We start from the raw sequence: 11,620 nt of genomic DNA, 5'->3' as shown, positions 1-11,620 counted from the left end.
CGGCGCCGCCATTCCGCACTCGGCCACATCAGCCCGATCGAGTTCGAACAACGCTCGATCAACTCAGGTAGCCTGAACTTGGTCGCATAATTCGCAGATGTCTACATAACGGGGCGAAGCCCGCCCTCACCGGCACCTACACCGCAAGCACCACCTACGACCCCATCACGGGTCTGGAGCGCCGCAACACCCTGCCGGCCGCGGGCGGCCTGCCCGCTGAGCGGCTCACCACCGGACGCAACACCAACGGGCTTCCGGTCTCGTACGGCTCGGACAACGTCAACTACGTCAACTTCACCGACTACAACGAGCTCGGCCAGGTCGAGCGGACGACCTTCGGCGACGACCCGAAGCAGACCAGCTTCACGAACGTCCACGATCCGGCAACCGGCCGCCTCCTGAGTACCCAGCTGAACAAGCAGGACTCGGGCACCGCGGTCGACGTCACCAACTACACCTACACCCCGGCCGGCGACGTCACCTCGGTGACCAACATCCAGGGAGCCGCCCGTGACACCCAGTGCTTCAGCTACGACCACCTCCGCCGGCTGACCGAGGCCTGGACGGACACCGGAGCCACGACTACCCGGCCCGCTCCATCAACGCCTGCCATCGGCAACTGCGTCAATGCCACCCCGCAGTCCGGCCAGATCGGAGGCCCCGCCCCGTACTGGCAGTCCTTCACCTACGACGTGACCGGCAACCGCATCTCTTCCACCGACCACGATCCGGCGGGTGACAGCGCCAAAACAGTCACCACCACGCACGCCTACCCGGCCCCCGGATCCCCGCAGCCGCACGCGCCGACCTCCACTACCAAGAAGACCGGCACCGGGACCACAGCCACCGCCGACAGGACGTACGACGCTGCAGGCAACACCCTCACCCGCCCGGACGCTACGGGCGGCAAGCAGTCCCTGACGTGGAATACCGAGGGTGACCTGGCCTCGGTGACCTCCGAGGCGGGTACCTCCACGTACCTCTATGACGCGGATGGCAGCCGCCTGCTGCGCAGGGATCCGGGCAAGACCACCTTGTACCTCGGGTCCACCGAGCTGACCCTCAGCACCGGCACTAATACGGTCTCCGGCACGCGCTATTACGCCACGCCGGGCGGCACGGCCATCGTGCGTGGATCCGACGGAAACGTTTCCTACGTCGCCGCCGACCACCACAACACCGGCACCACTGCGGTGGACGCCGCCACGCTCCAGGTCCAGCGGCGCGCTACCAAGCCGTTTGGTGAGGAACGCGGAACTGCCCCGAGCGCATGGCCGGGCGAGAAGGGATTCGTCGGTGGCACCCAGGACAACGCGACCGGCCTCGTCCACCTCGGAGCACGTGAGTATGATCCGGTACTCGGCCGCTTCCTGTCGGTGGACCCGCTGATGGTCGTGGAAGACCCTCGCCAGCACAACGGCTACCAGTACGGCAACAACAGTCCGCTGACCGAATGGGACCCCACGGGCGAAGCCCTCGACGAGTGCCGCAGCGGCATGTACACCTGCACCAACGGCGGCACCAGGCCTACCGGCTACGGCAACAACTACGAACGGGAAGTCCACGCCAACCGTGGCACCCCGGCACCCGAATACGTCAGGCAGAAGACCCGCGCCAAGACCGCCTGCCGCCATGACCCCGACTGCAGGTCCTCTCGTAGCTATGGAGCCTCATCTCATTCGACTCCGGTTCCCAAGGCTAAAAAGGCGGCAAAGAAGCCGGAGAAGAAGGGGTTCGTCGCTAATATCGTGGCCGGTGACTTCAAGGGGGCGTGGAACGCCACCGCAGGCAATTCGACCTGGTGGAAACACAAGGGCGTGGATCTAGGAATCAAGGTCTTGGCAGGCGTGGGAACTGCGCTATGTATCGCCTCGGCGGTTTGTGGGATGGGACTGTTCGTCGTGGGCGCCGCCGCCCTGTTCACTGCGGGGCTGGGAGCTCACATGGCCGTCGCATCGGAGGAAGAGAAGGAACAGGGAGCTTCCCAGTTCCTGCTGAAGACGGGTAAGGCCGAAGCAATCGGCATGGCCTCCGGTGCTCTATGGGGCCGAGGTTTGCTCTTCGCGTTCGCCAGGGGTGGATCAAGCAGGGCGGCATGGGCAGCCAAGGGGGGACACCTGCGAACGACCGGTTTCTTCGCGGGGGGCAATCCCATTGCCCACACGGCCTCGCGCGGCCCGGCACTCCTGCGCACCACACGTGAAGCCCTGAACAACCGCTTCGGACGATGACGGACGTAGCCATGGACCAGAAGTTCTGCGGAACGCCCAAGCACATCAGGCTCGAGCGGCCTCCGGCCGGCGCGCCGGGCCGCACGCGAGTCTCGGTGCTCGCTGTGCTGAGGTCCGAGTGGCTACCCCTCGCGGTCTGGGTAGCCGTCGCAGGCTTCGTCTTCTTCCTCTGGCACGGGGTGGGGGCAGTGATCGTTGCGGGTGTCTTCGTCGCACTCCTGGCCACCGGGTTCTTCTGGAACCTTTCCAAGGGGCATGCGCCGGGGTGCTGTTTCCTCAGCTCCCTTGCCTCGGCCCTGCGGGTGACTGAAGGACTTTGACCAGAACCGCTACTTAGCCCAATCGGTCCGCCAGTCTGACTGGCGGACCGATTCTGCTTGAGCGGACGGGTGGCCAGTTCGGCGATAGTCGAGGCTGTGTGGCCTAGGGAACCGTTTAGCGTCGTGAATTGACGCATAGGCTGCATTACAGCCCGGAGTCTCCTTGGTTCGATCCATGGTGACTCCGGGGTCCTCTGTAGCGTAGAAAGGCGGCTAAGGTGTAGAGGGGACCCGATTTAGCGAGAAGTTGCCGACTATGTGGTCGTGATTGAGGTGTGGGGCTTCAATGTCGATGTCAAAGCGATCAGGACATATCGGCGCCTTGCCGTCGGCGTGATGAACCATATGAAGGTGACGAAGGTGGGCCGTAAGGTGGGGTGGGCTGCCTCGCAGCAGCGTCTCTTTCTGGGGGTGGGAGATGGGAATGATCATTGAATGGGTGTTACTGTCGCTATTTGCGCTGGTTGCGGGGGTGTTGATGCGGATGGTCATAGCTCGTCGGGCGGCCCGGCGGGTGACGGGGGTTATGAACGGGGAGGGTGTCGGCATCCCCTGCCGGGTCGCGTGGGAGCAGGGGTTGGGGCGACGTGGGTTTGTGTATGGGAAGCTGATGCGGGATGCGGAGGACGCGGTGTTCAAGCGGCCGGCTCGCCGTCCGGTGACGCTGCCCGTTGGCGGCCGGGCATTTTGCCGCCCCAGCTGGCGTCCTGGGATGCAGGTGTTTGAGTACAAGGCGCCCGACGGCGAGGAGCTCCGCCTCCAGTTTTACGAAGCTGAGGCTCACCTCGTGGCTGATCTCCTTCGGATTCCGGATCCGGCCGACTACGCCTGACAGGCACGGGCCCAGCCCAGCAGCCGGCAGAGGGTCATACGTGGCGCGATGCGTTTGAACGGGGTGATGGCTCCCTTCGGAAACCGATCACTTCGGCACCTGCTGGTCATGCCCTTGGTGGTGTTGGACTTGAACCTGTACGTCCCTCAGGCCAGCGGGACTCGAGCTCGATCCTGCCCCACCCGGGGAGCGCGCTGACTGCGGCTTCGATGGTGGGAGGAGGGGTAACGGCCGCCCAACCTGACCTGCGAAGGGGCCTCACGCGTTCCTGGAATCCGAGAAGGGCGTTCCAGGGCGGGCCTGAGGCAAGCCCCTGACCTGCAGTTTCGGAGTTTTCCGCAAGGCCCACGAAGGCGAAGGCGGCGATGGCAGCCTGTGAGGGCGTAGCCACCGCGGCCAGTGTAGCGGGTGGCGCATGATCCGTAGGCAGAGTTGTGTGCTCACGGGCTCGGGCTGCCGGGGTGCGGGTGATCTTGACGTGGGCGGGGGAGTTGCTCGGGAGGCTGCGGCGGGGGGTTGCACTCCGGACCGCGTCAGGGTTTCCCGCGGGCGTCAGTCGACCCCTCTCAGGTAGATCCGGCTGCTCCGTTCGTCGATCTGAGCCACCGCGACCTTGAGCCAGTTCAGGTCGCCCTTGCACGGAGCGCACACCTGACCCTCCCTGATCTCGGGGAGCGAATCCGGCTCCGGGAGCCCCAGGCGTGCGAACGGTGTGGCCGGAGTCGCCTCCGCGGCGAACGGCTGCTCGCGCAGCCTGAGGGGCCGGTCCGGATCCAGCTGGGCGAGGAAGGGGTCCACCGCTTCCGAAGGCAGGACGAAGGACAGGATCAACCCGTCGTCCTGGTGCCCCTTGCGGTGCGCCGCCGCGGTTCGGGTCGCCGTCGGGGGGACCGCCACGTGCAGGGCCCGGGCGACGGAATCCACGGTGGCGCCCTCTTCCCACGCCGAAGACCCCGCGTCCGCCGTCCGGCGGGCCTCCCCGCCGCTCGTGGCACCGGACGCCCCGGAGCAGCCGGCGGCGAGCGTGCCGAGCAGTACCGCCGCCACGGCGGGCGTCCGCGCGCGGATCACCGGGCGGCCGAATTGCGGCCGATGTCCGTGCGGGTGCCGTCCCGCCCGGTGTCTTCGGGTGCCGGCCAGGATCCCCCTGCCGACAGGTCGTGCCGCTGTACCGAGCTGCTTCCTCGCATGTCGAACTCCCTGGCCAGTCCTGTCGTGTGCATACGGGCCATGTCGGCATCGGTGACGGTGGTCGGTCCGATCGGCGTGGCCTTGCCCGGGTCCCAGTTGTAGCGGTCCCACACGTTGACCTGGTAGTCGATGCTGACCTGCGGTTTCCCGTCGGGTCCGGGAACGGCGGTGACCACTCCGGTCGTGTTGGTCATGCCACTGCCCACGGCCAGGTACCAGTTGTTCGTGCCGTCCGGCCCCTTGGAGTGCTCGTACCCGGTGCTGCCGGACTCCACGGGGATGGCGACGGGCTTGCCGCCGGACTTCTCGAAGGCTTCCAGCGCCTGCTGCCGCCACTCGTCCTGCTCCGCTGCCCGTATCCTCGCCACCTCGTCCCGGAGCGCGGGGTCGTCGGCGAGCATGCGGTCGACGTCCAGATCGAGCGTCTTGCCACTGCCGTTGAGATAGTGGTCCATGTGCCGGGCCGCGTCGGTCTTGCCCATGAAGTCACCGGAGTTCGAGATGCCGTTGGCCTGTATCTCCTTCCAGTAGTCCGATATCCCCGGCGATTCGACGTCGTACGGTCCAGCGCCGTTGTCCGCCGAGACCTGCTTGACCTGGGGACGGAGCAAGCCGGCCGCGAGGAGGTCGTCCCGGTGCCGGGTCCACAGCTGGGCCCGGGCCTCGGGTCCGAGGGACTGCCAGAGCCGCTGCAGTTCCTTCCGCTGGCCGGTGTCGGTGTCTGCGCCGAGCCCGGCCAGTTTCAGTGCCCGGGGGAGCATGTCCTCGTCGAGGGACGTGTACGTCGCGTGGCCGGCGTCGTACGGATCCGCCCCGTGGCTGCCGCGCAGGGCGCGTACGGCAGCGGCATCGACCTCGGCCGCATGGCTCAGCACCGAGCCCAGGCTGTCGGCGTACCAGCGCATGAGGTCCTGCTTGCGCTGTCCGGGACCGTCCACCTCACACACCACGGCATCCTCGATCGTCACCGATCCGCCCTGGCCCACGCGGACGTTGAAGCCGTTCTCCTTGGCATCGGCGGTCAGGTTCCTCGCCTGCTGCTGGATGGCCACCAGTTCCGAGTGGGCGTCCTGGAGGATGCCGAAGATGCTCTCGGCCTCCGCGTGGAGGTCTTCCACCTCCTTGACCGTCTTGCCGACGAAGGCGCGGGTCACACCGGCGTTCACGCCTTCCCAGCGGGCCTTGTCCGCCTTCGCCTTCGCCCCGTCGCGCGCCTGCGCGCCCAGGCCCTGCAGCGCGTCGGCCATGCGCTTCCAGTCCTGAACCGCGGACCCCAGCTTCGTGAGGTCGAGTGTCATGAGGTCCGAGTAGTCCATGCCCTGCCCCCTACTTGAGGTACTCGTCTATCCGGGAGACCGACACGGCAGAGCCGTCACGGTTGCGCAGCGAGGCCGCGATGGCCTCGTCGTCAGCGGCGTGCGCCTTCTTCGAGTGGTCCAGGTGGTTCGAGATGTGGGCGCAAGCCTGCAGGACGGTCTTCACCTGAGAGGTCCACACGGACACGGTGGTCTCCAGCGCGCCGCCCAGCGAGAGGCCGGCCGCCTTGAGGGAAGCCGCAGCCTGCATCGTGGAGCCGCTTCCCGAGCCGTCGGCGCCGGCACCCGCGATGTCGGCCTGCGTCTGCAGCTGCCCGTGCAGCAGGAAGGCCTCGTGACCCACGTCGCCCAGATCATCCTGGTGTACGACCAGGGCGTCCTGGCCGCCACCGGGTCCGCTCGTCAGCTGGTTGAGCCGCGTCGACACCTGGCGCGTACCGGCCGCGTCCAGCTTCGCCCGTTCCCATTCATCCCACACCATGGCGCCATTCGATCACGCTCGGGCGGACGGCACAGCAGCAATGAGAGTCGGTCTTCAGGGCTCGAACCTGCCCGCTGCCGGGAGGAGTCCGCCTCTTAACCTGGTTCCGTGATCCGGCGCGTGCGGGGCCGTCGGCGAGGGGTGGGGGAGTCATGGGCGGGGTCGTCGAGGCAGGGGTTCTGCCGGAGCCGTTCGGGGACGGGTTCCGGGCCGATCCGTACGCCGTCTACGCGCGGTTGCGCGAGCAGGGGTCCGTGCACCGGGTCGCGCTGCCCGACGGGTCGGCGGTGTGGCTGGTCACGCACGAGGCCGATGTGCGGCGGGGGCTGGCCGACCCGCGGCTGTCCGTGGACAAGCGGCACGCCGGGAGCGGCTTCAAGGGCTTCGAGCTGCCCCCGGCGCTGGACGCCAACCTGCTGAACATGGACGGCGACGACCACCTGCGGCTGCGCCGGCTGGTCGCGCAGGGGTTCACACCCCGGCACGTCGAGGGGATGCGCACGTCGATCCAGGCCGCGGTGGACCTGTTCGCCGGCCGGCTCGCCGCCCGGGTCGAGGCGGACGGGACGGCCGACGTGGTCGCCGAGTTCGCCAGGCCGCTGCCGCTGAAGGTCATCGGCGACCTCTTCGCCGTCCCGGAGGCGGACCGCGAGCGGTTCTCCGGATGGGTCCTGACGATGCTCGACCCGGCCGGCCGCGAGGAACTCGCCCGTGCTGTCGGGGAGATCCACCGCTTCTTCACCGCACTCGTCGCCGAGCGCCGCGCCTTGCCGGGCGAGGACGTCCTGTCCGGGCTGATCGCCGCCCGCGACCTGGACGACCGGCTGAGCGAGGACGAACTCGTCTCGCTCGCCTTCCTGATCCTCATGGCCGGCAGCGAAAACGTCCAGCACCTCATCGCCAACGGGCTGTTCACCCTCCTCGCCCATCCCGAGCAGGAGGAACTGCTGCGCGAGCGGCCCGAACTCCTCCCCGACGCCGTCGAGGAGCTGATGCGGCACTCCCTCGCCAACCACACCGCCATCCGCCGCTTCCCGACCGAGCCCGTCGAGATCGGCGGCGTACGCGTTCCCGCGGGCGACACCGTGCTCCTCTCGCTCGGCTCCGCCCACCGCGACCCCGCCCGGTACCCGGAGCCGGACCGCTTCGACATCGCCCGCGCCGACAAGGCCCATCTCGCCCTCGGGCACGGGCTCCACTACTGCCTGGGCGCGCCGCTGGCCCGGACGCAGCTCACGCTCGGACTCGGCGCCCTGGTGGGCCGGCTGCCGGGGCTCCGGCTCGCCGTGCCGGCCGCCGACCTGGCGTGGACGACCACCTTCAGGTTCCACGCCCTGCGCGCGCTGCCGGTCAGTACCGCAGCGACGCCGCCACCGGCAGGTGGTCGCTCGCGGTAGCCGGCAGGGTCCACGCCGAGACCGGGGTCAGCCCGCCCCGCAGCAGGATCTGGTCGATCCGGGCGACCGGGAACCGGGCCGGCCAGCTGAGGCCGAAGCCGGCGCCCGCCTCCTCCTGGGCGGCGGTGAAGCCCCGCGTCACCGCGGCGAGCGCGCTGTCGTCGGTGGTGCCGTTGAAGTCCCCGAGCAGCAGGGTCCGCCCGGCCGGTCCCTCCCGCAGCCGGGCGGCGAGGTTGCGGGCGGCCTCGTCGCGGCGCTCCGTGGCGAAGCCGCCGCTGCCCAGCCGGACGGAGGGCAGGTGGGCCACGTACACCGTGACGGGCCCCTTCGGGGTGTCGGCGGTGGCGCGCAGCAGGAGCCGCCACGGCACGATCGGGGTGCCGCCCGTGTCGCGCAGCGGGAAGGTGCTCCACAGCCCGACCGTGCCGTGCACCACGTGGTACGGGTGGCTCGCGGCGAGCTCCCGCTCGTACGCGTCGAGCGCGGGCCGGGTCAGCTCCTCCAGGGCGATCAGCTGCGCCCCCGAGGCGGCGACGGCGCGGGCGGTGCCCGCCGGGTCGGGGTTGGCGTCGTCCACGTTGTGCGTGACGACGGTGAGGTCGGCGGGGCCGCCCCGCGTGCCGTCGCCCAGGGCGGGCCCGTACGACCACCCCCAGGCCAGGGCGGGCAGCAGTACGGCGGCCAGCGCGCCCCGGGACCGGCGCAGCAGGGCGGCGGCGAGCAGGACGGGCACCGCGAGCCCGGTCCAGGGCAGGAAGGTCTGTACGAAGCTGCGGGGGTTGCCGCTCGCCGGGCCGCCGGGCAGCCAGGGGTGCGCCAGCAGCAGCAGGGCGGTCAGGACGGCGAGGGCCGCGACCACGCCCCCGCGGGGAGGGCGGAGCCGGGCCGCGGCGCCCCGGCGGCGGGGTGTCACGTACGGGGTCATGCCCCTGGTGACGCGCCCGGCGCGCCGGAGGTTCTACGGCCCCGCAGACGCGCCCGGCGCGGCGGAGGTTCTGCGGCCCGCCGGAGCCCGCGCTCACACCCCCATCGGGGTGTGAAGCTCCACGGTGATCTCGACCTCGACCGGGGCGTCCAGCGGCAGCACCGCCACCCCGACCGCGCTCCGGGCGTGGATGCCCGCGTCGCCGAAGGCCGTGCCGAGCAGTTCGCTCGCGCCGTTGACCACGCCCGGCTGGCCGGTGAAGCCGGGAGCGCTCGCCACGAAGCCGACCACCTTCACCACCCGCTTCACGGCCGAGAGGTCCCCGGCGACGGAGGCCACGGCGGCGAGGGCGTTCAGCGCGCACCGCTGGGCCAGCTCCTTGCCCTGTTCCGGGGTGACCCCGTCGCCCACCTTGCCGGTGACCGGCAGGGCTCCGTCGACCATGGGCAGTTGGCCGGAGGTGTGGACGTAGTGCCCGCTGACCACCGCCGGTACGTACACGGCGACGGGCGCGGGGGCCGGCGGGAGCCGCAGTCCGGCCGCCGCCAGACGTTCCTCGGGGGTCGTGGGGGTCGCGGTCACGGGGGCTCCTCAGGGCAGGCGGTGGGGGAAGAGACGGGGTCAGGGCCGGGTCACGCGCACCTGGTAGCGGCCGCCGGCGAGCTCGCCCACCACGGCGATGCTGATGCCCGCCTTGTCGTCGGTGAAGGTCTCGCCCGGCCGGAACGGGGCGTCCGACAGCTCGGCGTGCACGTTGGGCCGGCGGGTGCAGCCGCCGCTGCCGGTCGCGCTGTCCGAGACGGTGACCGGCCCGCGCCCGGTGTCCACGTCGGAGTCGACCTTGTAGATGAGCACGCCGGGCTTGCAGACGGCCTCGTCGTTCCCGGCGCGGGTGCGGACCTCGACGGCGTAGCCGGCGCTTTCGGAGAGGGGGGCGAAGGCCAGCTTCTTGCCGCCCTCGACGGCCAGCGGGGACAGTACGTGGTCGGTGGTGCCGGAGGTGGAGGCGCAGCTGACCTGGCTGCTGTCGAGCCAGCCCAGCTTCCACTTGTGCCAGCCGAGGAGGTCGTTGTTGGCGCCCCAGTCCTCGCTCATGATGTCCCAGTGGCCGACCGTGCCGCCGCCGTCGGCGGTGTAGAGGTCGGGCAGTCCGAAGACGTGCCCGTTCTCGTGGGGGAGCACCCGGTAGCCGGTCTCCCGGTAGGAGCCGGAGCCGTCGTCCTGGCGGCTGTAGACGAAGGACGTGTTCGCGAGGGGGACCCCGTCGGCCATCGGCGCCTCGCCGTTGCCGGAGAAGGTGACGGACAGGACGGTGTCGAGGGCGGACGGTCCGGCGTTCGGGGTGACCAGGATGTTGACCAGGTCGTACCGGCTGAAGTCGACCTCGGCGTCGGCGGCCTTCGCGATGTGCTCGACGAGCTGCCGGTAGCCGGGCTCGTACGGGGACCCGCGCTCGATCCCGTACGCCGCGAACGGCATCGGCATCCGCAGCCAGTCCCGCACGGGTGACTCGGCGCGGTAGTTCAGGCGGCCGTAGGAGCTTGTGCGGAACCAGTCGGAGGTCTGGGGGAAGAACTCCGCCAGCCGGTCCATGGCCGTGCCCTCGCCCTTGGCGTCCGGGAAGTCGATCATCAGGTTCAGCGCGCGGACCTCGCCGGTGGAGCGGGAGTACCCGGGCGGGGTCGGCAGGCCCTCCGACATCTGGACGCCCATGGTCCCGGCGATCCGGCAGGGTGCCAGTACGGATTCGGCGCTGGTGGCGACGGGGCCGGAGGCCGACTGGCCGCGGCCGGATATGCCGCCGCTGGCGGTGGCGGTGACGCCCAGGGCCAGTGCGGTGAGGCCGATGAACGCACTGGTGCGACAGGGTTTGCGTATCCGGCGGCGGGTCTGCGGCATGGAGATCGCCTTCGGTCCGCGGCAGCCGGCCGGGTCCGGACTGCTCTCTGTGGGCTCACCCTCCGACGATTGCGACACGCCCGCGCGTCGAAAGCCTCCAAATGGGATGAGACCGGGGCAAAAGCCCCTCCTGGGAGTGTGGTGCAGGTCACACTTCCGAGTGAAATAACCGGGGACTGGATCCCCGTTTGAACGAGAGTCCCACGAAGCGGGGACCGGCTCCCCGGTTGGCGGAAGCCGTACGAACGGATCCGCCGGATCCCGCGCCCCAGGAAGGCCCCGGAATGAAGAGCCCCGCCCGCACCCCGGCGGCCGCACCCCGAGCGGCCGTGGACCTCGCCGGCCCCGAAGCCCGCGCCGCGGCCGCCCCGGCGGCGCCCGGCCGGGTACCGAAGCCCCGCGCCGACGCCGTGCGCAACCGCGAGCGCATCCTGGTGGCGGCGCGCGAGGTGTTCGTGGAGTTCGGGTCGGACGCCCCCCTCGACGAGATCGCCCGCAGGGCCGGCATCGGCAACGCCACCCTGTACCGGCACTTCCCCGACCGGGCCGCCCTCGTCCACCACGTGGTGCTCTACGTGATGGACCGGGTCACCGCCCTGGCCGAGGACTCCCTCGCCGAGGAGCCGGACGCCTTCGCGGCGCTCTGCCGCTTCACACACGGAGCGGCAGACGAGCGGATCGGCGCCCTGTGCCCGATGCTCGCGGCGGGCTTCGACGGTGAACACCCCGAACTCCTCGCCGCCCGGGCCGCGTTGGAGTCGGCCGTGGAGAGGCTGGTCGACGCCGGCCAGGGCGGCGGCCTGCTGCGCCCCGACATCGGCGTCGGCGACCTGATGGTCGCCCTGTCCCAGCTCAGCCGCCCCCTGCCGGGGACCGACTGTCTGGGCGTGGAGCGGTTCGTCCACCGCCACCTCCAGCTCTTCCTGGACGGGCTGCGGGCCCCGGCCAGGTCCGAACTGCCCGGCACCGCAGCCACGTTGGACGACCTCAGGCGCACGCCGCAGGCCTGAAGGCAGACCTGAGGCCGG

General features: G+C 70.3%; 12 protein-coding genes. 6 read left to right on the top strand and 6 right to left on the bottom strand.

Features of this window, described 5'->3' with window-relative positions; all coding sequences use genetic code 11:
• Nucleotides 1-485 precede the first annotated feature (485 nt).
• The 4 genes from ACZ597_RS26215 to ACZ597_RS26200 all read left to right on the top strand — a co-directional run bounded on the left by ACZ597_RS26215 (nucleotide 486) and on the right by ACZ597_RS26200 (nucleotide 3,383).
• Complete coding sequence (locus ACZ597_RS26215) at nucleotides 486-2,231, top strand: RHS repeat-associated core domain-containing protein (RefSeq protein ID WP_471334671.1); 1,746 nt, start codon at nucleotides 486-488, stop codon at nucleotides 2,229-2,231.
• A gap of 11 nt (nucleotides 2,232-2,242) precedes the next feature.
• Nucleotides 2,243-2,551, top strand: a complete 309-nt coding sequence (locus ACZ597_RS26210) for a hypothetical protein (RefSeq protein ID WP_471334669.1) — start codon at nucleotides 2,243-2,245, stop codon at nucleotides 2,549-2,551.
• Between the two features lie 264 nt (nucleotides 2,552-2,815).
• Complete coding sequence (locus tag ACZ597_RS26205) at nucleotides 2,816-2,986, top strand: hypothetical protein (RefSeq protein ID WP_471334667.1); 171 nt, start codon at nucleotides 2,816-2,818, stop codon at nucleotides 2,984-2,986.
• Nucleotides 2,976-3,383 carry a hypothetical protein gene (locus tag ACZ597_RS26200; RefSeq protein WP_471334664.1) on the top strand — a complete coding sequence of 136 codons (408 nt, stop codon included), beginning with the start codon at nucleotides 2,976-2,978 and terminating at the stop codon, nucleotides 3,381-3,383. Before ACZ597_RS26205 ends, ACZ597_RS26200 begins: the two co-directional genes overlap by 11 nt.
• 552 nt (nucleotides 3,384-3,935) lie before the next feature.
• Here the strand turns inward: ACZ597_RS26200 and ACZ597_RS26195 are convergent.
• Genes ACZ597_RS26195 through ACZ597_RS26185 form a run of 3 tightly spaced genes read right to left on the bottom strand, consistent with a single transcriptional unit; the run spans nucleotide 3,936 to nucleotide 6,371 of the window.
• Nucleotides 3,936-4,454, bottom strand: a complete 519-nt coding sequence (locus tag ACZ597_RS26195) for a hypothetical protein (RefSeq protein WP_471334662.1) — start codon at nucleotides 4,452-4,454, stop codon at nucleotides 3,936-3,938.
• Complete coding sequence (locus ACZ597_RS26190; protein ID WP_471334659.1) at nucleotides 4,451-5,890, bottom strand: hypothetical protein; 1,440 nt, start codon at nucleotides 5,888-5,890, stop codon at nucleotides 4,451-4,453. The genes ACZ597_RS26195 and ACZ597_RS26190 overlap by 4 nt, the downstream gene beginning before the upstream one ends.
• A gap of 10 nt (nucleotides 5,891-5,900) precedes the next feature.
• Nucleotides 5,901-6,371 (bottom strand): hypothetical protein, encoded by a 471-nt coding sequence (locus ACZ597_RS26185; RefSeq protein WP_471334656.1) that lies wholly within the window; start codon nucleotides 6,369-6,371, stop codon nucleotides 5,901-5,903.
• 152 nt (nucleotides 6,372-6,523) lie between these two features.
• Between ACZ597_RS26185 and ACZ597_RS26180 the strand changes: the two genes are divergently transcribed.
• Nucleotides 6,524-7,768 carry a cytochrome P450 family protein gene (locus ACZ597_RS26180; protein WP_471334653.1) on the top strand — a complete coding sequence of 415 codons (1,245 nt, stop codon included), beginning with the start codon at nucleotides 6,524-6,526 and terminating at the stop codon, nucleotides 7,766-7,768.
• Here ACZ597_RS26180 and ACZ597_RS26175 read toward each other — a convergent pair.
• The 3 genes from ACZ597_RS26175 to ACZ597_RS26165 all read right to left on the bottom strand — a co-directional run bounded on the left by ACZ597_RS26175 (nucleotide 7,722) and on the right by ACZ597_RS26165 (nucleotide 10,592).
• Nucleotides 7,722-8,693, bottom strand: a complete 972-nt coding sequence (locus ACZ597_RS26175; protein ID WP_471334650.1) for an endonuclease/exonuclease/phosphatase family protein — start codon at nucleotides 8,691-8,693, stop codon at nucleotides 7,722-7,724. The genes ACZ597_RS26180 and ACZ597_RS26175 overlap by 47 nt on opposite strands.
• A 93-nt stretch (nucleotides 8,694-8,786) precedes the next feature.
• Nucleotides 8,787-9,275, bottom strand: a complete 489-nt coding sequence (locus tag ACZ597_RS26170; RefSeq protein WP_471334648.1) for a RidA family protein — start codon at nucleotides 9,273-9,275, stop codon at nucleotides 8,787-8,789.
• 39 nt (nucleotides 9,276-9,314) lie between these two features.
• Complete coding sequence (locus ACZ597_RS26165; RefSeq protein WP_471334644.1) at nucleotides 9,315-10,592, bottom strand: M6 family metalloprotease domain-containing protein; 1,278 nt, start codon at nucleotides 10,590-10,592, stop codon at nucleotides 9,315-9,317.
• A 284-nt stretch (nucleotides 10,593-10,876) separates the two neighbouring features.
• Between ACZ597_RS26165 and ACZ597_RS26160 the strand changes: the two genes are divergently transcribed.
• Nucleotides 10,877-11,602 carry a TetR/AcrR family transcriptional regulator gene (locus ACZ597_RS26160; RefSeq protein ID WP_471334641.1) on the top strand — a complete coding sequence of 242 codons (726 nt, stop codon included), beginning with the start codon at nucleotides 10,877-10,879 and terminating at the stop codon, nucleotides 11,600-11,602.
• The last annotated feature ends 18 nt before the right edge of the window (nucleotides 11,603-11,620 follow it).

Source organism: Streptomyces sp. NPDC040718 (genome assembly GCF_055593565.1).
The sequence above is the reverse complement of the archived record's forward strand: the minus strand, read 5'-3'. Positions and strand labels throughout refer to the sequence as shown.